23 protein-coding genes are annotated in these 24,513 nt (G+C 65.5%); 14 read left to right on the plus strand and 9 right to left on the minus strand.

Going from position 1 to position 24,513, the window contains the following annotated elements; translation table 11 throughout:
* Positions 1–17 precede the first annotated feature (17 nt).
* The 3 genes from D8676_RS06590 (at position 18) to D8676_RS06600 (ending at position 2,761) form a co-directional block, all read left to right on the plus strand.
* Positions 18–1,163 carry an aminodeoxychorismate synthase component I gene (locus D8676_RS06590; protein ID WP_121580449.1) on the plus strand — a complete coding sequence of 382 codons (1,146 nt, stop codon included), beginning with the start codon at positions 18–20 and terminating at the stop codon, positions 1,161–1,163.
* Entirely contained in the window at positions 1,112–1,771 is a 660-nt protein-coding gene (locus tag D8676_RS06595) for an aminotransferase class IV family protein (RefSeq protein WP_121580049.1), read from the plus strand. Before D8676_RS06590 ends, D8676_RS06595 begins: the two co-directional genes overlap by 52 nt.
* Positions 1,772–1,834: 63 nt before the next feature.
* Positions 1,835–2,761, plus strand: coding sequence for a DUF3445 domain-containing protein (locus tag D8676_RS06600; RefSeq protein ID WP_121580050.1), 927 nt, complete (start codon positions 1,835–1,837; stop codon positions 2,759–2,761).
* A 19-nt stretch (positions 2,762–2,780) separates the two neighbouring features.
* On the opposite strand, the gene D8676_RS06605 is transcribed toward D8676_RS06600, so the two are convergent.
* The 4 genes from D8676_RS06605 to D8676_RS06620 all read right to left on the minus strand — a co-directional run bounded on the left by D8676_RS06605 (position 2,781) and on the right by D8676_RS06620 (position 6,938).
* Positions 2,781–3,656, minus strand: coding sequence for a sigma-70 family RNA polymerase sigma factor (locus D8676_RS06605; protein WP_121580051.1), 876 nt, complete (start codon positions 3,654–3,656; stop codon positions 2,781–2,783).
* The gene (locus D8676_RS06610; RefSeq protein WP_121580052.1) at positions 3,656–4,114 is read right to left on the minus strand and encodes a carboxymuconolactone decarboxylase family protein; all 459 of its coding nucleotides are present in this window, start codon (positions 4,112–4,114) and stop codon (positions 3,656–3,658) included. The genes D8676_RS06605 and D8676_RS06610 overlap by 1 nt, the downstream gene beginning before the upstream one ends.
* Positions 4,115–4,229: 115 nt before the next feature.
* Complete coding sequence (gene ilvD, locus D8676_RS06615; RefSeq protein ID WP_121580053.1) at positions 4,230–6,068, minus strand: dihydroxy-acid dehydratase; 1,839 nt, start codon at positions 6,066–6,068, stop codon at positions 4,230–4,232.
* A gap of 171 nt (positions 6,069–6,239) precedes the next feature.
* On the minus strand, positions 6,240–6,938 hold the full coding sequence (locus D8676_RS06620) for a TetR/AcrR family transcriptional regulator C-terminal domain-containing protein (RefSeq protein WP_121580054.1): 699 nt from the start codon (positions 6,936–6,938) through the stop codon (positions 6,240–6,242).
* A 195-nt stretch (positions 6,939–7,133) separates the two neighbouring features.
* Between D8676_RS06620 and D8676_RS06625 the strand changes: the two genes are divergently transcribed.
* From D8676_RS06625 to D8676_RS06635, 3 genes are all read left to right on the plus strand, one after another.
* A complete protein-coding gene (locus D8676_RS06625) occupies positions 7,134–7,610 on the plus strand; it encodes a RidA family protein (protein ID WP_121580055.1) in 477 nt (158 codons plus the stop codon).
* 112 nt (positions 7,611–7,722) lie between these two features.
* A complete protein-coding gene (locus D8676_RS06630; protein ID WP_121580056.1) occupies positions 7,723–9,168 on the plus strand; it encodes a homospermidine synthase in 1,446 nt (481 codons plus the stop codon).
* 73 nt (positions 9,169–9,241) lie between these two features.
* Complete coding sequence (locus D8676_RS06635) at positions 9,242–9,937, plus strand: RNA methyltransferase (RefSeq protein ID WP_121580057.1); 696 nt, start codon at positions 9,242–9,244, stop codon at positions 9,935–9,937.
* 40 nt (positions 9,938–9,977) lie between these two features.
* Here the strand turns inward: D8676_RS06635 and D8676_RS06640 are convergent, their stop codons facing one another.
* The 3 genes from D8676_RS06640 to D8676_RS06650 are packed head-to-tail and all read right to left on the minus strand — an operon-like array spanning position 9,978 to position 12,224.
* The gene (locus tag D8676_RS06640; RefSeq protein ID WP_121580058.1) at positions 9,978–10,265 is read right to left on the minus strand and encodes a PTS sugar transporter subunit IIB; all 288 of its coding nucleotides are present in this window, start codon (positions 10,263–10,265) and stop codon (positions 9,978–9,980) included.
* A gap of 20 nt (positions 10,266–10,285) precedes the next feature.
* A complete protein-coding gene (locus tag D8676_RS06645) occupies positions 10,286–10,774 on the minus strand; it encodes a PTS sugar transporter subunit IIA (protein WP_121580059.1) in 489 nt (162 codons plus the stop codon).
* Positions 10,775–10,817: 43 nt separating this feature from the next.
* Complete coding sequence (locus D8676_RS06650; protein WP_121580060.1) at positions 10,818–12,224, minus strand: PTS transporter subunit IIC; 1,407 nt, start codon at positions 12,222–12,224, stop codon at positions 10,818–10,820.
* A gap of 252 nt (positions 12,225–12,476) precedes the next feature.
* Here D8676_RS06650 and D8676_RS06655 point away from each other — a divergent pair, with 252 nt between their 5' ends.
* The 7 genes from D8676_RS06655 (at position 12,477) to D8676_RS06685 (ending at position 20,516) form a co-directional block, all read left to right on the plus strand.
* A complete protein-coding gene (locus tag D8676_RS06655; RefSeq protein ID WP_121580061.1) occupies positions 12,477–12,854 on the plus strand; it encodes a hypothetical protein in 378 nt (125 codons plus the stop codon).
* 280 nt (positions 12,855–13,134) lie between these two features.
* Positions 13,135–14,388: an AMP-binding protein gene (locus D8676_RS06660; RefSeq protein ID WP_121580062.1), complete on the plus strand. Its 1,254-nt coding sequence runs from the start codon at positions 13,135–13,137 to the stop codon at positions 14,386–14,388.
* Positions 14,389–14,519: 131 nt separating this feature from the next.
* A complete protein-coding gene (locus D8676_RS06665) occupies positions 14,520–16,469 on the plus strand; it encodes a 5'-nucleotidase C-terminal domain-containing protein (RefSeq protein WP_121580063.1) in 1,950 nt (649 codons plus the stop codon).
* Between the two features lie 156 nt (positions 16,470–16,625).
* Positions 16,626–17,708 carry a ferrochelatase gene (gene hemH / locus D8676_RS06670; RefSeq protein ID WP_121580064.1) on the plus strand — a complete coding sequence of 361 codons (1,083 nt, stop codon included), beginning with the start codon at positions 16,626–16,628 and terminating at the stop codon, positions 17,706–17,708.
* Positions 17,709–17,763: 55 nt separating this feature from the next.
* Entirely contained in the window at positions 17,764–18,978 is a 1,215-nt protein-coding gene (locus tag D8676_RS06675) for an FAD-dependent oxidoreductase (RefSeq protein ID WP_121580065.1), read from the plus strand.
* Between the two features lie 113 nt (positions 18,979–19,091).
* Complete coding sequence (locus D8676_RS06680; RefSeq protein ID WP_121580066.1) at positions 19,092–20,042, plus strand: SPFH domain-containing protein; 951 nt, start codon at positions 19,092–19,094, stop codon at positions 20,040–20,042.
* Between the two features lie 9 nt (positions 20,043–20,051).
* Complete coding sequence (locus D8676_RS06685) at positions 20,052–20,516, plus strand: NfeD family protein (protein WP_121580067.1); 465 nt, start codon at positions 20,052–20,054, stop codon at positions 20,514–20,516.
* A gap of 35 nt (positions 20,517–20,551) precedes the next feature.
* On the opposite strand, the gene D8676_RS06690 is transcribed toward D8676_RS06685, so the two are convergent.
* Positions 20,552–21,550: a KpsF/GutQ family sugar-phosphate isomerase gene (locus D8676_RS06690; RefSeq protein ID WP_121580068.1), complete on the minus strand. Its 999-nt coding sequence runs from the start codon at positions 21,548–21,550 to the stop codon at positions 20,552–20,554.
* 201 nt (positions 21,551–21,751) lie between these two features.
* Between D8676_RS06690 and D8676_RS06695 the strand changes: the two genes are divergently transcribed.
* Positions 21,752–23,323 (plus strand): outer membrane beta-barrel protein, encoded by a 1,572-nt coding sequence (locus D8676_RS06695; protein WP_245426639.1) that lies wholly within the window; start codon positions 21,752–21,754, stop codon positions 23,321–23,323.
* A 117-nt stretch (positions 23,324–23,440) separates the two neighbouring features.
* On the opposite strand, the gene galU is transcribed toward D8676_RS06695, so the two are convergent.
* The gene (gene galU, locus D8676_RS06700) at positions 23,441–24,355 is read right to left on the minus strand and encodes a UTP--glucose-1-phosphate uridylyltransferase GalU (protein ID WP_121580069.1); all 915 of its coding nucleotides are present in this window, start codon (positions 24,353–24,355) and stop codon (positions 23,441–23,443) included.
* Positions 24,356–24,513: the final 158 nt, after the last annotated feature.

Here is a 24,513-nt window from a genome sequence, read left to right on the forward strand (position 1 = left end):
GGCGGACCGCGCCCGTGCTGAAATCACCCTTCATCCTCTTCCGCGACGATTTCTCGGGCAGCGAGGTGCTGTTCGACCGGCCGCGGAAAATCATCGTCGCGGAGAAGCCCGAGGAGTTTTTCCCCGCACTGGAGGCGGCGCAGAAGGCGCATGAGCAGGGAAAATGGCTCGCCGGCTATTTTTCCTACGAGGCGGGCTACCTGCTGGAGCCGAAGCTTGCGCCGATCATTCCAGAGGACAGGCGCACGCCGCTGATGATGCTTGGCGTTTTCGATGGTCCGTCGGAAAACGCGCTGCCGCAGGACCGCCGTCCGCAGACCAACGGGCCGATCTTCGGCGTCAGCGCGACGTGGTCGTTCGAGGACTACAGGAAACGTTTCGACCGCGTGCACCGGCACCTGCGCGAGGGCGACTGCTACCAGGCAAACCTGACCTTCCCGGTCGAGGCGAAATGGACGGGCGATCCGCTGTCGGCCTTCGACGCGCTGGCTGCGCGGCAGGCGGTGAAATACGGCGCGCTGGTCGATCTCGGCGGACCGGTGATCCTTTCGCGCTCACCGGAGCTTTTCTTCGAGATCGACGACGAGGGCTGGATCGAGACGCACCCGATGAAGGGCACGGCGCCGCGCGGCGCCACGCCGGAGGAGGACGAGGAACTGAAGCGTTTCCTCGCCAACGATCCGAAGAACCAGGCCGAGAACCGGATGATCGTCGACCTGCTCAGGAACGACATCTCGCTGATATCAGAGGTCGGCACGCTCGACGTGCCGGAGCTCTTCCGCATCGAGAGTTTTGCGACAGTCCACCAGATGGTGAGCCGGGTGCGCGCAAAGCTGCTGCCGGGCCTCACCATCCGCGACATCTTCGCGGCGCTGTTCCCCTGCGGCTCGATCACCGGGGCGCCGAAGATCCGCGCGATGGAGATTCTCCGCGAGCTGGAGACGGCGCCGCGCAACGCCTATTGCGGCGCCATCGGCTGGATCGAGCCTGGCGGCCGGATGCGCTTCAACGTCGCCATCCGCACCATCACCCTCTTCCCCGACGGCGAGGCCGTCTACAATGTCGGCGGCGGCGTGGTGTTCGATTCCACCGCCGAGGAGGAATATGCCGAATGCCTGCTGAAGGCGCGCTACGCGACGGGACGGCCGCCGGCCTCGAGCTGATCGAGACGCTGCGCTGGGAGCCCGGCGAGGGGTTCGTGCGGCTGGAGCGGCATCTCCAGCGGCTTTACGCCTCCGCGCATGCGCTTGGCTTCGCCGCGGATCCCGAGGCGATCGGCGAGGCGTTGCGTGAATGCAAGGGCGAGCGCGTGCCGCTCAGGGTACGGCTGACGCTAGTGCGGAATGGCGAGATAAAGGCGACGACCGCGCCGTTCGAACCGCTGCCCGCGGATGCGGTGTGGTCGCTGCGCATCGCCGCGACGCGGCTGGATTCGGCCGATCCGCTGATCCGCCACAAGACGACGCGCAGGCAGGTGTACGAGGCGGCGCGGGCGGAATTTTCGCGCGAGGAGGCGGACGAGGTTCTGCTCCTCAACGAGCGCGGCGAGGTCTGCGAAGGCACGATCACCAACGTCTACATCGACACGGGCGGGCTGGTGCTGGTCACGCCGGCGCTCGACTGCGGCCTGCTGCCCGGCGTGCTCCGCGGCGAGATGATCGATGAAGGGAAGGCGAAAGAGGCGGTGCTGACGGAGGTCGATTTGCGCGCGGCAAGGGCGCTCTATGTGGGCAATTCCCTGCGCGGGCTGATCAAGGCGAGGCTGGCCTAGCAGGCGAATGTTGCAGCCACCAATTCGAAACGTTATCGCGAAGCGGAACGAGACAGGCCTGTTGTGACGCAACTCCCCATCCACACGCCCTATGACGGTTCGTCGAAGCTTTTTCAGATCGGGCTGAAGCAGCTCGACCTGACGACCTGGATCGAGATCGACGAGACCTTCGATTTCCAGCTTGCTGAAAAGCGGCGCATCTACGCCGCGCATGCGCGTGACGTCTTCGTTGCCGAGCCCGGCACCGAAGAGGCGCAGGCCGAGGTGCTGGCTCTGCTGACCGAGCATCTGCCGACGCGGTTTCCGGAACGCTACCGGCAGGACGGTAACAGGCTGATCGTTGCCGGCCAGCCGGAACTCGACGGGCTTGAGGCACAGGAGCTGCCACCGCTCCAGCAGGCATCGCTGCTCGTGCAGGAAGACCTGATCCTGATGCGGCGCGGCGAGGAGAGCTGGCGACTCGCCGCCGGCGCGCTCTGCTTCCCGTCCTCGTGGCGGCTGACGGAAAAATTCGGCAAGGCCATGTCTGAAATCCATGTCCCGGTGCCGGGATTCGGACCGGGCACGCGCAATGCCGGGCTGATCGACCGCATGTTCGGCAGACTGCAGATCGCGCAGCCGGTGGAGCGCTTCAACTGGTCGATCCAGGCAGGCGACGCGCTCTATCACCCGCTGTCGAACGACGAGCGCATCGACCGCGCCACCGGCCGGCCGGTCCGCTTTCCCGATGTCGAGGCCGCCGCCCGCGCCTTCATCCGCGTCGAGCGGCAGACGCTTCGGAAGCTGCCTGTCTCGGGCGACATCCTGTTCACCATTCGCATCCATCTCGATCCGATGGGACTGCTGAAGAGCCGGCCGGACCGCGCAACGCTGGCGGCCTCATTCGCCGAACAGCTTCTCGCCCTCGACGGCGAGCAGCTCGACTACAAGGGCCTCACCGCCGACCGCGACAGGCTGGTGGAGGCGCTGCGGGGGATCGCGGCGGCTTAGCCGACAAGGCGCACGCCCCTCAATTCAGCGCGTGCTCGACATGCTTCAGCTTGTCGGGGTTGCGCATGACGTAGATGCCGAAGATCTTGCCGTCACGGATGTCGAGGGCAGTCGTCTGCAGCGTGTCGTCGGCCTCCATCGTCACGAAGCCCGGCAGGCCGTTGATGACGGCGAAACGCAGGAAGCGCGAGCCGTTCCTTGCAAAGAACTGCGCCAGCGCGGTGTGGAACTTCATCACCTCGTCGAGGCCGAGCATCGGCTTCATCGTGGCGGGTTTCTTGCCGCCGCCGTCGGTGTGCATCGAGACATCGGCCGCGAGCAACCCGGCGAGGGCCGTCATGTCGCCGCTGCGCGAGGCGGTGAAGAAGGCCTCGGCGATCTCGATCCCCTTTTCCCTGGGCAGGTCGAAGCGGGGCCGGTCGGCCCGTACGTGGCTGCGCGCGCGGGCCGCAAGCTGCCGGGTGGCGGCAGGGTCGCGGCCGATCGTCGTGGCGACCTCCTCGAAAGCGACGCCGAACACGTCGTGCAGGATGAAGGCGGCGCGTTCCAGCGGCGAGAGCCGTTCGAGCGCCATCATCAGCGGCAGCGTGACGTCGTCGGTCTCGTCCTCGCCGGATTCGACCACCGGCTCGGGCAGCCATTCGCCCGGATAGACCTCGCGACGACGGCGCGCGGATTTCAGATGGTCGAGGCAAAGACGCGTGACGGTGCGGCGCAGGAAACTTTCGGGCTGCCGCACCGCCGAGCGGTCGGTCGCCATCCAGCGCAGGAATGCGTCCTGGACGACGTCCTCCGCGTCGGCGACCGAACCCAGCATGCGATAGGCGATCCGCGCGAGCTTCGGACGCAATGGATCGAAGACCGATGCCGGGTCCGGCGCCGACGGGGTCGCCATCACGCGGCCTTGCGCTGCTGCGAGATGGGCGGCACGTGAAAGCCGACGCCGATGCGGTTGAAACTGTTGATCACGCCGACCATAAGGGTAAGCGCAACCTGCTCCTCCTCGCTGAACTGGGCCTGCACGGCTTCGTAGACATCGTCCGGCGCGCCCTTTTCGGACAGCCGCGTCAGCGTCTCGGTCCAGGCGAGCGCCGCCTTCTCGCGCTCGTTGTAGAGCGTCGTCTCGCGCCAGGCCGAGAGCATCAGTACGCGCTCCTCGGTCTCGCCTGCCTGGCGCGCTTCCTTGGCGTGCATGTCGAGGCAGACGCCGCAGCCGTTGATCTGCGACGCGCGGATCTCGACCAGCCTCATCAGGCTTTCTTCCAGGCCGTAGCCCTTGACGGTCTTGCCGAGGTCGATCAGCGGCTTCACCAGGCCGTAGTGCGTCACATAGGGGTTCATTCTAGCAGTCATCGTCGCTTCCTTTCAGATGGTTCCGGAGACAAGACGAGATGGCAACGCCCGATGTGACATGGGCCGGAAAATTTTTCCCGGCCCATACAGAATTCCCGAAAATGAAGCGGAAATCTCACTCCTCCGGCACGATGCGCACGGCGCCCTTGTCGGCGCTGGTGGCGAAGGCGGCGTAGGCGCGTAGCGCGGTGGTGACGTTGCGCTTGCGCTTCTCGGCCGGCTTCCAGCCCTTGGCGTCCTGCTCGGTCCGGCGGGCGTCGAGGGTCGGCTGGTCGACCAGGAGGTTGATGGTGCGGTTGGGGATGTCGATCTCGATGAGGTCGCCGTTCTTCACCAGCCCGATCGCGCCGCCGAGAGCCGCCTCCGGCGAGGCGTGGCCGATCGAGAGGCCGGAGGTGCCGCCCGAGAAGCGGCCGTCGGTCAAGAGCGCACAGGCTTTGCCCAGGCCCTTCGACTTCAGGTAGCTGGTCGGATAGAGCATCTCCTGCATGCCCGGGCCACCCTTCGGTCCCTCGTAGCGGATGACGACGACATCGCCTTCCTTGACCTCGTTGGAGAGGATGCCCTTCACCGCCGCGTCCTGGCTCTCATAGACGACGGCTGGGCCGGTGAACTTCAGGATCGACTCGTCGACGCCGGCGGTCTTCACCACGCAGCCGTCGAGCGCGATGTTGCCCTTCAGCACGGCGAGGCCGCCGTCCTTGGAGAAGGGGTGTTCGGCCGAGCGGATGACGCCCGACTTGCGGTCGAGATCGAGCTCGGCCCAGCGGTTTGACTGCGAGAAGGCCTGCGTGGTGCGCACGCCGCCGGGCGCCGCCATGAAGAACTGGCGCACGTTCTCGCTGTTGGTGCGCGAGATATCCCACTGGTCGAGCGCGTCGCCCATGGTGACGGCATGCACGGTCGGCTCGTCGCGGTTGATCAGGCCGGCGCGGTCGAGCTGGCCGAGGATCGCCATGATGCCGCCGGCGCGATGCACGTCCTCGACATGCACGTCGCTCTTGGCGGGCGCCACTTTGCAGAGCACCGGCACGCGGCGCGACAGGTCGTTGATGTCGTCCAGCGTGAAGTCGACGCCGCCCTCGTGAGCCGCCGCCAGGATGTGCAGCACGGTGTTGGTCGAGCCGCCCATGGCGATGTCGAGCGCCATGGCGTTCTCGAACGCCTTGCGGGTGGCGATGGAGCGGGGGAGTGCGGTCTCGTCGTCCTGCTCGTAATAGCGCCGCGCCAGATCGACGATGAGATGGCCGGCCTCGACGAACAGCCGCTTGCGGTCGGAATGGGTGGCGAGCGTGGAGCCGTTGCCGGGCAGCGACAGGCCGAGCGCCTCGGTCAGGCAGTTCATCGAGTTGGCGGTGAACATGCCGGAGCAGGAGCCGCAGGTCGGGCAGGCGTTCTGCTCGACCGCTTCGACTTCCTCGTCGGTGTATTTGTCGTCGGCCGCCATCACCATGGCGTCGACGAGGTCGAGCGCCTGCAACTGGCCTTTCACCAGCGCCTTGCCGGCCTCCATCGGGCCGCCCGAGACGAACACGGCCGGGATGTTGAGGCGCATGGCCGCGTTCAGCATGCCGGGGGTGATCTTGTCGCAGTTGGAGATGCAGACCATGGCGTCGGCGCAGTGGCCGTTGACCATATATTCGACGGCGTCGGCTATGATCTCGCGGCTCGGCAGCGAATAGAGCATGCCGTCATGGCCCATGGCGATGCCGTCGTCGACGGCGATCGTGTTGAACTCCTTCGCCACGCCGCCGGCGGCCTCGATCTCGCGCGCGACGAGCTGGCCGAGGTCCTTGAGGTGCACGTGTCCCGGCACGAACTGGGTGAAGGAGTTCACCACCGCGATGATCGGCTTGCCGAAATCGCCGTCCTTCATGCCCGTCGCGCGCCAGAGGCCGCGGGCGCCGGCCATGTTGCGGCCGTGGGTGGTGGTGCGTGAACGATAGGCGGGCATGGGTGGTTTCCTCAAAACTGCGGCCGTCTCGCGATACAGTCCCGGCCTTGCAGCCTAGTTAATATGAAAGCGCGCGCCCGGCAACCAGAAACCGTACCGTACGGTACGGTACGGTTTTCTGAAGGCAGGCCCGGCGCCCGCTGGCCGGTGCGGCTGAGCCGCGGCTCGGCCTCATCTCGTGGCAAGGCCATCGAGCAGGGTGTCGAGGCCTTGCCTGAAAGCCCCGTCCCAATCGTTGTCGAGGAGAAGGCGGGAGCGCGCGATTGTCGGGTAGCGTTCGCTTTGATCTGCGAGGCGCTGCTGGGCGGCGGTCCTCTCGTCGTCCGAGACGCCGAAACCCGCCCGGGTGACGGTGGCGCCTATCACATAGTTCCAGAGCGACCATAGCGCGACGTTCAGATCGGCGTCCGCCACACCGGCCCCGGACAAGGTTCTGCTCAGCAGTTCCAGGCGGCCGAGGATGTTCGGGCCGAGCGTCCGGCGCGGCAACAGCAATGCCGACCAGGGATGGCGCAGCATGCCGGCGCGCCAGTCTTCGAGCATGTGAACGACGTCCTCGTGCCAGGCCTGGGGCCCGGCCGTCCGCGACGGTCCGCGATATTCGAGCACCGAGTCGAGCGCCAGGTCCAGGACATCCTCCTTGTTGTCGACGTGCCAGTAAAGGCTCATCACCCCCGAGCCGAGGCGGTCGGCCAGCCGACGCATCGTCAACCCCTCGAGCCCTTGGGCGTCCAGCAGTTCGACCGCTGTCGCCACGATGCGCTCCAGGGAAAGCGGCGGCTCCTGACCGGATCGAACCGATTTGGCCCTGCCTCGAACCGGTTTGTCACGAACCGGTTTGTCTGGGGCGCTGCTATGTTTGCCTGCCATCCATGCCCTCGCTGTCAGAGCGGTCGATCTAGACCGTCAATGCGCCGAATGTCGATCCCGGTCCAGTTGACTCGTACTATGTACGATGCGACTAGTAGTACATTGTACGAGTCGATCGTTATTCAGGCGGGAACGGCCAGCGTGCGGATCCCGCCCGATGCGATCGTTCGCGTTCATCGAAGCCACGAGAAAATCATGTCACTGACAATCAAGCATCCGCTCATCGGAGGACTAATCATCATGACCATGGGAATTTCCACCGCTGCGACGGCGACCGGACTGACCATCGTCAATCCGGGGAACCTTCACGATCCGTCACCGAACGGCTACAGCACTGCGGTGATCACGCCTCCCAACGCCCGGGTGGCCTACATCTCCGGGCAGGGCGGCCAGGACAGCACCGGAGCCCTGTCGCCCGACTTCGCTGTCCAGGTCGAGCAGGCCTATGCCAACTTGCGCACCGCCATCGAAGCCCTCGGCGCCAGACCGGATCAGGTCGCCAAGCTCACGATCTTCGTGGTCGATCACGATATGTCCAAGCTCGAGGTGCTGACCAGGAACGTCAAGGCTATGTTCGGCAAGTCGCTGCCGGCGCAGACTTTGGTGCCTGTTCCGAAGCTTGCAATCGACCCGATGCTCTTCGAGGTCGAAGCCATCGTCGTTCTGGAATAGCGCCTCCGGCCGCCCCGGGCAGGGGAATTCCGCGCTTTTTGCCTCTTTATTGTGACACCGCCTTGTGCTTTCTGCTTGGCCAGTGCGCAACAGAGACGGAGTGCTGCCCAAAATGGCGGATCAGAAATGGCCGGTTCACGGCGAGATAACGGGCCCAATCGTGATGATCGGCTTCGGGTCGATCGGGCGCGGGACCCTGCCGCTGATCGAACGCCATTTCAAATTCGACAAGTCGCGCCTGATCGTCATCGATCCGAGTGACGAGAACAAGAAACTGCTCGACGAGCGCGGCATCGCTTTCCTGCAGGAGAGCGTCACCCGCAAGAATTACAAGAAGCTCCTGACGCCGCTGCTTACCAATGGCGGCGGCCAGGGTTTCTGCGTCAACCTCTCGGTCGATACCGGCTCGGTCGATCTGATGCATCTCTGCCGCAAGCTCGGCGCGCTCTATGTCGATACCGTCGTCGAGCCCTGGCTCGGCTTCTATTTCGACGCCAAGGCCGACAATGCCAGCCGCACCAACTACGCGCTGCGCGAGACGCTGCGTGAGGAGAAGCGCAAGCATCCGGGCGGTCCGACCGCGGTGTCCACCTGCGGCGCCAACCCCGGCATGGTCTCGTGGCTGGTCAAGCAGGCCCTCGTCAACCTCGCCACCGATCTCGGCCTGAAGTTCAAGGAGCCTACCGTCGACGACCGCGAGGGCTGGGCGAAGCTGATGAAGAAGGCCGGCGTCAAGGGCATCCACATCGCCGAGCGCGATACCCAGCGCACCAAGAAGCCGAAGCCGCTCGACGTGTTCTGGAACACCTGGTCGGTCGAGGGCTTCATCTCCGAAGGCCTGCAACCGGCCGAGCTCGGCTGGGGCACCCATGAGAAGTGGATGCCGAAGAACGCCAGGAAGCAGAAGCAAGGCTGCAAGGCGGCGATCTTCCTCGAACAGCCCGGCGCCAACACCCGCGTGCGTACCTGGTGCCCGACGCCCGGCCCGCAATACGGCTTCCTCGTCACCCACAACGAGTCCATCTCGATTGCCGATTTCTTCACCGTGCGCGGCAAGGACGGCAAGGTGAGCTACCGGCCGACCTGCCACTACGCCTACCATCCCTGCAACGACGCGGTGCTGTCGCTGCACGAGATGTTCGGCGCGGCGGGCAAGGCGCAGCCGGTCCACCACGTGCTCGACGAGAATGAGCTGGTCGACGGCGTCGACGAGCTCGGGGTCCTGCTCTACGGCCACAAGAAGAACGCCTACTGGTTCGGCTCGCAGCTTTCGCTGGAGGAGGCTCGCAAGCTCGCCCCCTACCAGAACGCCACCGGCCTGCAGGTGACCTCGGCGGTGCTCGCCGGCATGGTCTGGGCGCTGGAGAACCCGGAGGCCGGCATCGTCGAGGCCGACGAGACGGATTACCGCCGCTGCCTGGAAGTACAGCTTCCCTATCTCGGCCCGGTCAAGGGCTATTATACCGACTGGACGCCGTTGGAAGGCCGACCGGGCCTGTTCCCCGAGGATATCGACAAGAGCGATCCCTGGCAGTTCCGCAACGTTCTGGTGCGGTAAGCGTCGAAAGCAAACAGAGCGGCCTTGAGGCGCCCTCTAGAGCACGCACCACGCGGGATGGTAAAGAACCTACATGGAAACGGTCGAGGTTAAAAAACCCAGGGTGTCGGTTCGCAAGCGCGCGGACGCGATCAAGTCGTTTCGCTGTAAAAACTTGGTCGCGGTCGTCGAAGATCCAAACGACATCAAAAACATCGGGACGGTAATACGCAACGTAAACGCGCTCGGCGTCGAAAAAGTCTATATCGTGGATCCGCGAAAGGCGCTTCCCGATGATTGGCAGGATATGCGCGAGCGCAAGTCCCTTTCCGGCACGTCCGTATCTGCCGTCAAATGGACGTTCGTAAGGCGCTTCGACAGCACCGAAGCGTGCTGCGACCATCTGGAGAAGCAGGGCTTCGTGTCGGTCGTTACCTCGCCGCATGTGAAGGGCAAGACGAACGTTTTCCTGCACGAAGGCGATTACACGGGGCCGACGAAACTCGCCGTCTGGTTTGGTAACGAAAAACGCGGCATCAGCCAGCTTGCTGTCGAGCGCAGCGAGATGTGTGTGGCAATCCCGATGTTCGGAATGATTGAGAGTCTCAATCTGGGCACCAGTTCAGGCATCGTTCTTTACGAGGTCGCCAAACAACGGCGTGAATATCAGAGCAAATATCGCCGTAGCAGGCGGAAGGGGAAACGCGCTGAGCCACTGCCCACCGTGATGCTTCGCGACGATGAGTCGATGCCCTTGGAAGCGATGCTGTCGATGGAAGACGCCGGCTAGGCGACCTTGCTTTTTGGGCGCTTACCTGACTGCGCCCGGCCTACTTGCGCAGTTCGGCTTCGATCTCGTCGAGCGCCTTGTCCTTGCCGATGCCGGTGAGGAAGGCGAGGCCCTTGATGACCGGGATGGTTATCGACGAGGAGACCGGCGTGGTCGCCACGATCAGGTCCGCGTTCTCCGCCATGCTCGGCGCCTCGGTCGCCTTGCACTGGACCGAGTTGAAGGTCAGCCCGCGCGCCTTCATCGCCTCGGTCACGGTGGCGTTGACCGCCGTCGAGGTGGCGACGCCGGTGCCGCAGGCAAAGAGTATGGTCTTCTGTCTGGCCATGCCGAGCTTTCCTTCCCTTCTCAGCCGAGCAAGGATCTGATCTCCTCGGCGGTCCTCGCGCTTGTGAGACCGCTGAGTGTATCCGGATCCTGGATCGCTTCCATTATCTGCTGGAGCATGTCGATCTGCTTGTTCTTGTCATCGATGGCAAGCAGGAACACCACTCCGACCGGTACCAACTCATCCGGCTCCTCCATATTGGCGAAATCGACCGGGGCCGACAGCACGCCGAGCGCGACGCCCGGCCTGATGACGTGCTCGGGATCGGTATGCGGGATGGCGACGTTGACCGCCCGCCCGAGCGGCAAGCCCGTCGGCATCGTGGCCTCCCGCTTCACCACCGCGTCGGCGTAGGACGACCTCACATAGCCCAGTGCCTCGAGCCTTTCGGCGAGCAGGCTTATCGCCTGCTCCGCACTCTGCGCATCGATGCCAAGCGCAAGCGCTTTGGGGTGGATATGGTCGATGAGCGCCAAAGAGGCCTCCCCGTGTTCCGGAACCGGCCGCATGGGCGGCCGGTTCCCTTACTATACTATGGCTTTGCCTTTCGGCTCAGGCCGTACTGGCCTCCGGCTCGTCCTCGGCGCCGGCCGCCCGCTCCCAGGCCGCTGCGTTGCGGTGGTAGAGGACGAAGGTCACCGCGATGACGACGGCGAGCAGCACGAGGCCGAAGACGGCCAGCCACTGGATCGCCTCGATGACCACGTAGGGGATCCACAGGAAGCCGTCGACCACCGAGGTGATCTCCACCGCGTTCGCCGGCAACTGGAAGCCCGATGCGACGGCGGCGCTGGTGAAGAGCGGCGCCAGCGCGTTGGCGACGTAGAAGCCGACGGCGAGCGTTATCGTTCCGACCACCACCATGCGGAAGACGTTGCCCTTGAGCAGCGGCGCAGTCATGGCGACGATGAAGGGGATGACGGCGAGGTCGGCGAACAGGATCACGCGGTTGCCTGGCAGGACGATCGACAGCACGATGGCGATCGGCACCAGGATCAGCGACGAGGCGATAGCCGCCGGATGGCCGATCAGGATCGCCGAGTCGAGGCCGACCAGCAGCTCGCGGTCGCCGGTGCGCTTGCGCACGAATTCCTGCGCGGCGTCGGAGACGGGCAGCAGCCCTTCCATGAGGATCTTCACCATGCGCGGCAGGAGCAGCATGACCGCGGCCAGCGTCATGCCCGTGCCCAGCACCTTCGACAGCACCGTGCCGAAATCGCCGGCGTTGTAGTAGCCGATGAGGCCGAGAACGAGGCCGATGATCAGGCCGAGCACGACCGGCTCGCCGAACACGCCGAACCGCTTCTCGATGGTCTCGGTGCTGATGTCTATGCGGTTGATGCCGGGGATGCGGTCCATCACCCAGTTGAGCACGATGGCGATCGGCAGGATCTGCGCCGAGGCGAGATGCGGTACCGAGACGCCGGGGATGCCGTAGAACTGTTGGACGGCGCGCGCCGACCAGTCGGCGAAGAGCAGCGCCAGTGCCGCGACCAGCGCGCCGACGACGAGGCCGTAGCCGAGGCTGCCGGTCGCCGCGGTCGCCAGCGAGCCGATGAAGGCGAAGTGCCAGAAATTCCACACGTCGACGTTGAGCGTGCGGGTCAGGCGGGTGAGCAGCAGCACTATGTTGACGGCGATGCCGATCGGAATGATCCACAGGCCGACCGACGAGCCGAAGGCGATCGCCGCGGCCGACGGCCAGCCGACGTCGACGATGTCGCGCTTTATGCCGGTGTTGGTGACGATCGCCTGGGCGACGTCGCCGATCGAGCCGAGCATCAGCCCGAGCACGAGATTGATGCCGATGAAGGCGACGCCGATGGTGACGGCGGCGCGGAAGGCGCGGCCGACCTTGGCGCCGAGCACGATGGCGATGATGAAGATGACGATGGGCAACAGAACCGTCGCCCCGAGCGTGTCGATGGCCGTCTTGAGGCCGGTCAGAAAGACATCCATTCCTTGAGTTCTCCTCCCGCAATGCCCCGATCTTCGCCGGGGAACATTTGTCGATTATGGAATGCGAAAGTTCGTCGTCAAAGGGCGGTCGGCGCCGCCACACAGCTTATCCCGAGAAAAATGCTGGAACCGGGGCCGGCCTCCTGTCGTTTGCGCTGTCCAGAAAGACGTGATGCGCTTGCGAGCGCGCCTTGATTTCATTCGAAAATCAGGCGATTGAGGGTGTCGGGTCGGAAAGAGAGGGACGAAATCATGACGATTGCACGCAAAGTGTTCTCGGCAGGTGCGGTTGGCGCCCTGTCTGTCATCCTCGCCGGCTGCATGGGCGATGGCGGAGGCGGCTCGCCGTCCAGGCCTTCCCAGTCCGGCGTCGAGGGTTCCTGGATCGACGCGCAGGGAACCGGGCTTTCCACGCTTGCGGGGGGCTCCTTCTCGACGGTCGCCACCGACACCGGGCAGAAACTCGCCGAGGGCAGCTACACGCTGACCAACCCGACATCGGTGCAGATCAACGGCACCTCGCTGATCCGCCAGTCGCCGATCAGCTTCAACTGCCTGCTGGTTTCGGCCAGGCAGCTCAACTGCACCAGTTCGGCCGGCCAGCAGTTTGTGCTGACCAGGCGCGCCTGACAAGCTGAGCCCTTCACAGCGCTGACGATCGTCGTCTTCGCCGTTTTTCCCCTGGCAATCCGGTCCGGGTGCAGCGCGCCATAGGCTGTCATGGCGCGGAGCGCCCCGACCTCGACGGCGCGAAGGTCGAGATATCCGACCAGGGTGACCGCACCGCTCCCGTGGCAAAGGCGGTTCGTCTACCGCCAACGGCTATTCGCCCGCCTTGCCGATATCGCTGGCCAGCCTTGCGCGCCGGATAGGACTGCTGCGATAGTCCGGCCCACGCCGGAGGAGCGTCATGGTCGCCTATTTCGACGAGCGGGAAATCCGCGACTACAAAATTCGCGAGGCCGATCTGTTCGGTCGCCTGCCAGCCTTTGTGGCGCGCGCGATGGCAAGGGCGCCCGGCTGGGCGCGCTGGCTGGAAGGCGTCGATCCCGTCAGCGTCAAGAGCCGCGAAGCGCTGGCCAGGCTGCCGGTGCTGCGCAAGGCGGAGCTAGCCGAATTCCAGGCAAAGGAGCCGCCTTTCGGCGGTTTCGCCGACCGCGACGCGCTGCAGGGCGCGCGTCTCTTCCAGTCGCCGGGGCCGATCTTCGAGGTCCAGGGCGCCGGCGTCGACCCCTGGCAGTCGGCGCGCGCCTTCTTCGCGGCCGGCGTGCGCGCCGGCGACATCGTCCACAACGCCTTCTCCTACCATTTGACGCCGGGCGGGTTCATCCTCGACGAAGGGGCGCGGGCGCTGGGCTGCGCCGTGCTTCCGGCCGGGGCGGGCAACACGGACGCGCAGGTGGAGGCCGCGGCCGGCCTGCGGCCCGGCGTCTATTGCGGCACGCCGGATTTTTTGAAGATCCTGCTCGACCGGGCGGCGGAGATGGGCCGCGACCTCGGTTCCTTCCGCCGCGCGCTGGTGTCGGGCGGCGCGCTGTTCCCGGCCATGCGGCAGGACTATGCGGCGCGCGGCGTCGCCGTCTTCCAAGCCTATGCCACCGCCGAACTCGGCGTCATCGCCTATGAAAGCGCGGCCGACGACGGCTCGCCGTATCCGGGCATGATCGTCAACGAGAAACTGATCCTCGAGATCGTGCGGCCGGGAACCGGCGACCCGGTGCCGGCGGGAGAGGTCGGCGAGGTGGTGGTGACCAGCTTCAACCCGGCCTATCCGATGATCCGGTTCGGCACCGGCGACCTGTCGTCCGTGCTATCAGGCGCCTCGCCCTGCGGGCGGACGAACACCCGCATCAAGGGCTGGATGGGCCGCGCCGACCAGCGCACCAAGGTGAAGGGCATGTTCGTCGATCCCAGGCAGGTCGCCGAGGTGCTCCGCCGTCATCCTGAAATCGCCAAGGCGAGGCTCAGCGTCTTCCGCGACGGCGACCGCGACGCGATGCGGCTCGATATCGAGCCGGCCGGCGCTTCGGCGATCGACGCGAAGGCGATCGAGGCGGCGCTGCGCGATGTCACCGGCCTGTCAGGCGCCGTCGCCATGGTCGACCCGGGAAGCCTGCCGAACGACGGCAAGGTGATAGTCGACGAACGGGATTATTCCCGCTAGCGGGCGGCGCGGTTTTCACTTGCATCGGAGAAATCCGGGTGTGAACATCCAAGCCTAGGGAATGCTGAGAATTCCATCGGCGAAGGCGCGTCAGACGCTGTCGGGACACCAGTAAAATCGGGAGACGTTGCATGAGAAAGATCGCCGTAATCGCCGCGCTGTCGGCCTCGGCTTTCGGCCTTTCGGCGGGAGCGTCCTTTGCCGACTACACGCTGACCATCCTGCACATCAACGACTGGCACAGCCGCATCGAGTCCAACAATGCCTACGAGTCGACCTGCTCCGCCGAGGAGGAGACGGAAGGCAAGTGCATCGGCGGCGCGGCGCGGCTGGTGACGGCGATCGCCGACCGCCGCAAGGCCAACGAGGGCAAGAACGTTCTCCTGCTCAACGGCGGTGACAATTTCCAGGGTTCGCTCTTCTACACGACCTACAAGGGCAAGGCGGAGGCCGAGTTCCTCAACCTGATGAAGTTCGACGCCATGACGGTCGGCAACCACGAGTTCGACGACGGCGAGGATGCGCTGGTCCCGTTCCTGGAAGAGGTGACCTTCCCGGTGCTCTCGGCCAACGTGCATCCCAATGCGCAGTCCAAGGTCGGCGACAGGATCAAGCCGTCGCTGGTGCTCGATGTCGGCGGCCAGAAGATCGGCATCATCGGGGCGGTGACGACCGATACGCCCGAGATCGCCTCGCCCGGTCCCAACATCGCCATCGAGGACGACATCAAGACGATCACAGCCGAGGTCGAGAAACTGAAGGGCGAGGGCGTCAACAAGATCATCGCGCTCACCCATGTCGGCTATCCCCGCGACAAGGAGCTGATCGCCAGGATTCCGGGCGTCGACGTCGTGGTCGGCGGCCATTCCCATTCGCTGCTGTCGAACACGGACGACAAGGCCGAGGGGCCGTATCCGACGATGATCGACAATCCGGACGGCTACAGGGTTCCGGTGACGCAGGCGGCGTCCTATTCGAAATATCTCGGCGAGTTCACCGTCACCTTCGACGACAACGGGGTGGTCAAGGAAGCGAAGGGCGATCCGATCTTCCTCGACAAGTCGATCACGCCGGACGCAGCCGTGCTGGTTCGCGTCAAGGAGCTCGCCGGGCCGATCGAGGAGGTGAAGGCGAAGGAGGTCTCGGAGACCACCGCGCCGATCGACGGCGACCGCAAATCCTGCCGCGCGCGCGAATGCGAGATGGGCAACCTCGTTTCCGAGGCCATCCTCGACCGCGTGAAGGACCAGGGCGTCACCATCGTCTTCCAGAACGGCGGCGGCCTGCGCGCTTCGATCGACCAGGGCGTCGTCACCATGGGCGAGGTGCTGAACGTGCTGCCCTTCCAGAACACGCTCGCCACCTTCCAGCTCACGGGCAAGGACGTCGTCGCGTCGCTGGAGCACGGCGTCAGCATGGTGGAGGAGGAGAAGGGCGCCTTCCCGCAGGTCGCCGGCCTGAAATACTCCTTCGACAAGTCGGTGGGGCCCAATGCCGGCCGCATCAAGTCGGTCGAGGTGATGGAAAATGGCGCCTGGGCCCCCATCGACGAGGCCAAGCTCTACACGGTCGCCACCAACAATTTCACGCGCGGCGGCGGCGACGGCTACGAGTTGTTCGAGAAGAACGCTGAGAACGCCTATGATTTCGGCCCAAGCCTGGAGCAGGTGGTGGCCGACTACCTGACCGCCAACCGGCCCTACACGCCCAAGCTCGACGGCCGCATCGTGGATCTCGCCGCAGCAGCTCCGGAAACCGCCGCTGCACCCGCGCAATCGGAGGCTGCGGCGGCTCCCGCAGCCGCCGAGCCGCAGGTGCCAGCGCCGCCAGCGGCCTCGGCTGACATCGCGGCGACGCCGCCGACTGTCGAAACGGCGGCTGCACCCGCCGCGACGGAAGCCGCAGCCCCGGCGGCCGCGGAAAACACGCACACCATCGTTCGCGGCGATACGCTGTGGCATATCGCCAGAAAGGCCTATGGCGCCGGTTCCAAGTGGAAAGTGATCTCCGATGCCAACCCCGGCATCGACGCGCTTGATCTGACCATAGGCTCGACGCTGAAAATCCCGCCGGCGAGCTGAGCCGCGGCTTCGCGCGCCTTGCCGCTTCTCGCTTGCCGGGGCTGACGGGCGGGCGCCTGTAGGCGGGCAGGGGCTGTGCGGGAGGCCCTTGCGCCGAATTTGAAGTGCGGCCAGACGCAGCATTGAAAACGCCGCCGCCGCCGCTAAGTTCGCGCCATGTCAGAAGCACCCGTGAAATCCGCCGCCGACAAGCAAGTTCCCGGCGCCGCCACTAGGGAAACCATTATCCCTGCCGCCCGTCCGTCGGCAGAGCCGCGCCGCGTCGGCGTGCTGCTAGTCAATCTCGGCACCCCTGACGGCACCGACTACAAGTCGATGTGGCGGTATCTGCGCGAATTCCTGTCCGATCCGCGCGTCATCGAACTGCCGAAGATTGCCTGGAATCCGATCCTCTACGGGCTGGTGCTGACCACCAGGCCACAGAAATCCGGCGCGAACTACAAGCGGATCTGGAACACGGAGATGGACGAATCGCCCCTGCGCACCTTCACGCGGGGCCAGGCGGAGAAGCTCGCGGCAGCGCTTGCCGACCTGCCCGACGTCCGCGTCGAATGGGGCATGCGCTACGGCAATCCCTCCACCCGCAGCGCCGTGCAGAGCCTTTACGAGCAGGGCTGCGACCGTATCCTCATCTTCCCGCTCTACCCGCAATACTCGGCGACGACGACCGCCACCGCCAACGACCAGCTCTTCCGGGCGCTGATGAAGATGCGCGAAGCCCCGGCGGTGCGTTCCGTGCCGCCCTATTACCGGGAGCCGGTCTACATCGAGGCGCTGGCGCGCTCGCTGCAGGCGAGCCTCGCCAGACTCGATTTCGAACCGGAAATGGTGCTCGCCTCCTATCACGGCATACCCAAGCCCTATGCCGACAAGGGCGATCCCTATGGTTTCCACTGCGAGGAGACGACCCGGCTGCTGCGCGAGTTTCTGGGCTGGGACGAGAAAAGGCTGATCACCACCTTCCAGTCGCGCTTCGGCGCGCAGGAATGGCTGCAGCCCTATACGGACAAGACAGTCGAGCGGCTGGCGAAGGAAGGCGTGAAGTCGATTGCCGTCATCAATCCGGGGTTCTCGGTCGACTGCATCGAGACGCTGGACGAGATCGGCCGCGAGGTGCGCGACGAATTCCTGCATGCCGGCGGCAAGCATTTCGCGCATATCCCCTGCCTGAACGACAGTCCGGAAGGCATGGACGTCATCGAGACGCTGGTGCGGCGCGAACTGCAGGGCTGGGCGTAACCGGAACCGCCGGCCCCGCGAGGCGTTGAGGGCAGTCTCGGGGAGACTGCCATCCATGCGCCGAAAGCTCGATCTGAGGACCGGCCGTCCGGTCTGGTTCGCCTATCGCGTGCCTTCCGTTCCAACCGAAAAGCTCACCCGCGACGTCAAGGCGGACGTCGCCGTCGTCGGCATGGGCATCAGCGGGGCGATGATGGCCGAAGCGCTGACGGCGCGCGGCCAGTCGGTCGTCACCATCGACCGGCGCGGCCCGATGAAGGGCTCGACGGCGGCGACCACCGCGCTGGTGCAGTTCGAGATCGATCAGCCGCTCGCCAAGCTGTCGGGCATGATCGGCCGCGCGAAGGCGGAGCAGGCCTGGCGACGCTCGCGGCTCGCCATCGAGAGCCTGGCCGCCCGCATCCAGGGCCTCGACATCGATTGCGGGCTGGGCCGGCGTCCCTCGCTCTATCTCGCCGGCAATATGCTTGGGCCGGGCGCGCTTCGAGAGGAGGCTGAGGCAAGGCGGCGGGCAGGGATCCATGCGACATATCTCACGGCTGCCGCGCTCAGGGAGCGCTTCGGCATCGGGCGCGAGGGTGCGATCCTCAGCTACGGCAACCTGACGCTGGACCCGCGCAAGCTGACCGCCGGCATGCTGCTGAAGGCGTGGGAACGTGGGGCGCGTTTGTATGCGCCGGCGGAGGCGGTGGCGATCGAGGACGGCAAGGACGAGGTTACGATCGTGACCAAGGCCGGGCCGACCGTCACCGCCGGCCATGTCGTGCTCGCCACCGGCTATGAGCTGACCGACATGGTTCCGGCGGCAAGTCATCGGATCATCTCGACCTACGCGATCGCCACGCGCCGGCAGCCACGCAAGCTCTGGCCGCAGCAGGCCTTCATCTGGGAGGCGTCGGACCCCTATCTCTACATGCGCGCCACGAGGGACGGCCGCGTCATCTGCGGCGGCGAGGACGAGGAGTTCTCCGATGAGGACAAGCGCGATGCGTTGATCGGAAAGAAGGCTGCGCGCCTGTCGAAGAAGCTGGCAAGGCTCTTCCCGGGCCTCGATACCGATCCGGAATTCGCCTGGGCCGGCTCCTTCGGCACCACGACGACCGGCCTGCCCTATATCGGCAAGGTGCCGCGCCATCCCCGCATCCTTGCCGTGATGGGCTATGGCGGCAACGGCATCACCTACTCCGGGATCGCCTCGGAGATCGCGGCTGCCGCGATCGAAGGCCGCGACGACAGCGACGCCGGTCTTTTCGCCTTCAGACGCCGTTAAGCCTCGCCGCCAACCACCGGTTCAACAATCGGCTGCCGTCTGATTGTATAGCGGCCAGACGAATCCTAACTGATTCTCGGGCGGCCGACGCCGCGACAATGGGGAGAAGCGGAATGTTCTCGGGCTTCGACATCATCATACCCGTGCTGGTCGTTCTCGTCCTGCTGGTGATCTTCACCGGCATCAAGACGGTGCCGCAGGGCTACAACTACACGGTCGAGCGTTTCGGCCGCTACACGCGCACGCTGGCGCCGGGCCTCAACATCATCATCCCCTTCGTCGACCGCATCGGCGCCAGGATGAACATGATGGAGCAGGTGCTCGACGTCCCGACGCAGGAGGTCATCACCCGCGACAACGCCATCGTGGCGGTCGACGGCGTCGCCTTCTTCCAAGTGCTCAACGCCCCGCAGGCCGCCTACCAGGTGTCCGGCCTGCAGAACGCCATCCTCAACCTGACCATGACGAATATCCGCTCGGTCATGGGCTCGATGGACCTCGACGAGCTCCTGTCCAACCGCGACGCCATCAACGAGCGGCTTCTGCGCATCGTCGACGAGGCGGCGCATCCGTGGGGCATCAAGATGACTCGCGTCGAGATCAAGGACATCAACCCGCCGGCCAATCTGGTGGAATCGATGGCGCGGCAGATGATGGCCGAGCGCGACAAGCGCGCGCAGATCCTGACCGCGGAAGGCCTGAAGGCGGCGCAGGTGCTGGAAGCCGAGGGCCGCCGCGAGGCGGCGTTCCGCGACGCCGAGGCGCGCGAGCGCGCGGCCGAAGCCGAGGCCAGGGCGACGCAGGTCGTCTCGGAGGCGATCGCCAAGGGCGACGTGCAGGCGATCAACTACTTCGTGGCGCAGAAATACACCGAGGCGCTCACCAAGATCGGCTCGGCGTCGAACAGCAAGGTCGTGCTGATGCCGATGGAAGCGTCGTCGCTGATCGGCACGCTGGGCGGCATCGGCGAGATCGCCAAGGAGGTTTTCCGGGCCGAGGGCACGGCCGGCGCGCAGCGGCAGGCCGCCCGCACGCCGCTGGTGCGCCCCGAAGACAACCAGTAGGCGGCGGCCATGCTGGAGCGCGTCTTCGCCGAACTCGGCCCCTGGAACTGGATGGTCCTGGGCTTTGCCCTGCTGACGCTCGAGATTCTGACGCCGGGCGTATTCATGCTGTGGATTGGCCTGGCGGCGCTGATCGTCGGCGCGCTTTCGCTGATGTTCTGGAGCGCCGGCTTCTGGGTCTGGCAGGTGCAGATCTTGGTGTTCCTGGCGCTGGCGCTGGTCTGCGCCTTCGCCGGCAAGAAGATCATGAGCGGGCGCGGGAGCGCTTCCGACCAGCCGCTGCTCAATCGCCGCGGCGACCAGCTGATAGGCCGCACCGCGACGCTGACCGAGCCGATCACCGATGGGCGAGGGCGCATCAAGATCGGCGACACGACTTGGCGCGTGTCCGGGCCGGACCTCCCGGCCGGCACAAAGGTGCGGGTCAAGGCGGCGGCCGACCTCGATCTGGAACTGGTGGTGGAACCGGTGTGAGACGGCTTCTCCCCGTTACGGGGAGAAGGTGGGACTTACGCGATGCCGATCCTGAGCAGGTCGTGGAAGTGCACGATGCCGACCGGCTTGCCGTCCTCGACCACGACGAGCGCCGAGATGCGTTTTTCTTCGAGGATAGCCATCGCCTCGACTGTCAGCGCGTCCGGGTCGACGGTCTTGGGCGTACGGGTCATGATCTCGTCGACGGCCATGCCGCCGAGGTTCCTGTCGAGATTGCGGGCAAGGTCGCCGTCGGTGATGATGCCGGCGAGCAGGCCGTTGTCGTCGACGATGCAGACGCAGCCGAAACGCTTGTTGGACAGCGTCACCATGGCGTCGCGCAGCGAGCTGCCGACCGGCGCCATCGGCATGTGGTCGCCCCGATGCATGATCTCGCGCACCTTCATCAGGCTGGCGCCGAGCTTTCCGCCGGGATGGAAGGTGCGGAACTGGTCCGGAGTGAACTCGCGCGCCTCGAGCAGCGCGATGGCGAGCGCATCGCCGGCGACCAGCTGCAGCAGCGTCGAGGTGGTCGGCGCCAGCCCGTGCGGGCAGGCTTCCGGCACGCGCGGCAGGGCCAGCACGACGTCGGCCTCGCGCGCCAGTGTCGATGTCTCGCCCGAGGTGACGGCGATCAGCGGAATGGAAAACCGGCGCGAATAGGCGACGATGCTTTTCAGTTCCGCGGTCTCACCCGACCATGACATGGCGATGATGGCGTCGTCCTTGGCGATCATGCCGAGATCGCCGTGATTGGCCTCGGCCGGATGGACGAAGAAGGCCGGAGTACCGGTGGAGGCCAGCGTCGCGGCGATCTTGGCGCCGATATGGCCGCTTTTCCCCACCCCGGTGACGATGACGCGGCCGCGGATCGCCGAGATCAGCTCGATGGCGTGGGCAAAGGATTCGGACAGGCCGTTGTTCAGCGCCTCGGCAAAGACGGCGAGGCCTGCCTGCTCGGTGGCAACGGTTCTCAGGGCGGAGGCGATCGCGGCGCTCCGGTCAGGCTGCTTCTTCATCGGCACTGCATGCATGGGCACAGCGATTAGCGCTTCGCGGTGCGGCTGTCCATACGATCCTGCGCCGGGCGGCCCCGGCAGGCCGGCTTTCTCAACGCTCCATTAACCATCGGCATTTACGGTTCGGTAAGCATGGCGCGGCTCGCGCCTTCAATCATTTGGGTCGAGATGCCGCCGGTACGCCCCGACAAAACAACACGTCCCGGCCGGGGCGCCTTGCAGGCACTTCTCCTGGCAGCCACGGCTGCCGGGGCTGTCTCGGCCGGCACGGTCCAGGCCCAGGAAACCACGGGTTTGCGCGGCGCCCTGACAGCCGCCGATACGAACAGCGGCCTACTTGCCGGAGAGGATGCCCGCCCGGCCGAAGCGGCGCCGGCCTACGTGCCGGTGAGCCCCGGCGCGTTGCCGGAGGAGGATGCGCCCCGTCCGCCCCGGATATTCGCGGCCGACCCTGCGTTGCCGGGCGAGGCCGAAGCCCAGCCCCAGTCCCCTGTCGCTGCGGCCGCGTCACGGGCGGCAGCTGCCGCCGAGATCGACCAGACTCCGACCGGAACCGTGCGCCAGCCGACGGTCGATTCGCTTGAGAGCGAGTCCCTCGATCGTGGCGCGCAACGCGCCCAGGCGATCGAGGGCCTGGACCGGCCGATCGAGGAAAACCCCTATGAGGCGCCGGGCATCACCTTCGGCACCTTCATCCTGAAACCCTCGATCGAGCAGGGCGTGACCGCCACCTCCAACGCCGATTCGAGCACCGACGGGTCCGAAGCGGTGCTGTCGGAGACGACGCTGCGCCTCAACGCGGTGTCGGACTGGTCGCGCCATTCGGCGACGGTCGACGCCTTCGGCACCTTCCGCAAGACGCTGTCGGGCCAGGAGGTCGACGACTTCGAGGGCGGCGTCGACGCCGTGCTGGATCTGGAACTCGCCCATGAATACCGGGCCCGGGGCACCTTCACCTACTCGGCGGCGCCCGAATCGGCCGCTTCGCCGGTGGTCATTGCCAATACCGTGGAAGAGCCGATCACCCAGCGCGTCGGCGGAACACTCGGCCTCCAGAAGGACATGGGCAAGGCGCGTTTCGGCATCACCGGTGGCGCCATCCACGACAGCTATGGCGACGCCGACCTCGAGGGCGGCGGCACGCTGTCGCAGAGCGACCGCGATGCGACGCTCTACACGATGACGCTGCGCGCAGGATACGAGATATCCCCGGCGCTGACGCCGTTCGTGGAGACCGAGATCGGCCGCAATCAGTACGACCAGGAAGTCGACAGCGCGGGCTATCAGCGCTCGTCCGACCGTTATGCCGTGCGCGGCGGCCTGGAACTCGATCTCGGCGAGAAATTCTCGGGCGAGGTGGCCGCTGGCTGGGTCCGCGAGGATTTCGACGACGACAGGCTGGATGCGCTCTCGACGCCGACGGTGGACGGCCTGCTGAGATGGTCGCCCGAGCGCGGCACCGACGTGACGCTGTCCGGCTCGACCATCCTGGAAGGCACCACGACGGCGGGCGAAAGCGGATCGGTGCTCTATTCCAGCCGTATCGGGATCGAGCGTCAGATACGCTCGAACCTCACCGGCGGGGCGCTTCTCGGCGTGGCATACCGAAACTACTCGCAGTCGGACGGATACGACGTCATCTTCGATGCCGAGGCGAGCCTGACCTGGTGGCTGAACCGCTATGCCGGCGTCGTGACGCGTGTCGAGCACGAGACGGTGACCAGCAACCTCTCCGACCGCGACGCCAAGACGAACAGCATCTTCCTGGGGCTGAAGCTGCAGCGCTAGAGCATCGGGCCGGCCTGCGGGACCGCGCAGCGAAAAGATGCGCGGCCGTTTCGGGAAATCCGATGCTCGAACAATGAGATAGGCTGCAAAAGCGGCCCGGGTCGGGCGTCTGCCGGGCTAGTTCACGTTCTGCAATTTTGCTCCGGTCTTCTCGTCGAGCAGGCCCGAGATGATATCGGCCATCTTGGCTGATAAATCCGGCCTTGCCAGCGCAAACGCGACGTTGGCCTCGACAAAACCTTCCGGCGAGCCGCAGTCGAAGGTGCGGCCCTTGTAGTGATAGCCGTAGAAGCCCTGCTGCTTCTCAAGCTTCAGCATGCCGTCGGTGAGCTGGATCTCGTTGCCGGCGCCCCGCTCCTGGTTCTCCAGGATCGAGAAGATCTCCGGCTGCAGGATGTAGCGGCCGTTGATGAACAGGTTCGACGGCGCCGTGCCCTGCTTGGGCTTCTCCACCATCCCTGTGATGCGGAAACCGTTATGCGCCGCCTCGCCCTTGCCGACGATGCCGTATTTGTGCGCCTCTTCAGGATCGCATTCCTGCACCGCGACGATGTTGCCGCCGGTGTTTTCGTAAAGCTCCACCATCTCGGCCATGCAGCTCTTCCTGGACTGCATGATCATGTCGGGCAGAAGCAGCGCGAACGGCTCGTCGCCGACCAGTTCGCGGGCGCACCAGACCGCGTGGCCGAGCCCCAGCGGCTCCTGCTGGCGGGTGAAGCTGGTCTGCCCGGCCAAGGGCTGCAGCCGCTGCAGCTTGGCCAGCTGGTCGTCCTTGCCGCGCTGCGCCAGCGTATGGTTCAGCTCGAACTGCATGTCGAAATGATCCTCGATGACCGCCTTGTTGCGGCCGGTCACGAAGATGAAGTGCTCGATACCCGCCTCGCGAGCCTCGTCGACCACATACTGGATCACAGGACGGTCGACGACCGTCAGCATCTCCTTGGGCACCGCCTTCGTCGCCGGCAGGAACCGCGTCCCCAACCCTGCTACCGGAAATACTGCCTTGCGGACTCTTTTCGGCCCTCGTTCCATTCCCATATCGATCCTTTCGAAAAGCCCGGCATTGCTTACGTAACGACATTTTCATGCCGGAATTCACGGCTACCGACAACGTCGTCACGTTTTTGTGTCCGGCGGATAAGGCGTTTCAGGTATTTTCGTTCCCTGCATCGAACATGGTAAACTGATTC

Source organism: Mesorhizobium sp. YM1C-6-2 (assembly GCF_003666685.1).
In the GTDB taxonomy this organism is placed as follows: domain Bacteria; phylum Pseudomonadota; class Alphaproteobacteria; order Rhizobiales; family Rhizobiaceae; genus Mesorhizobium_K.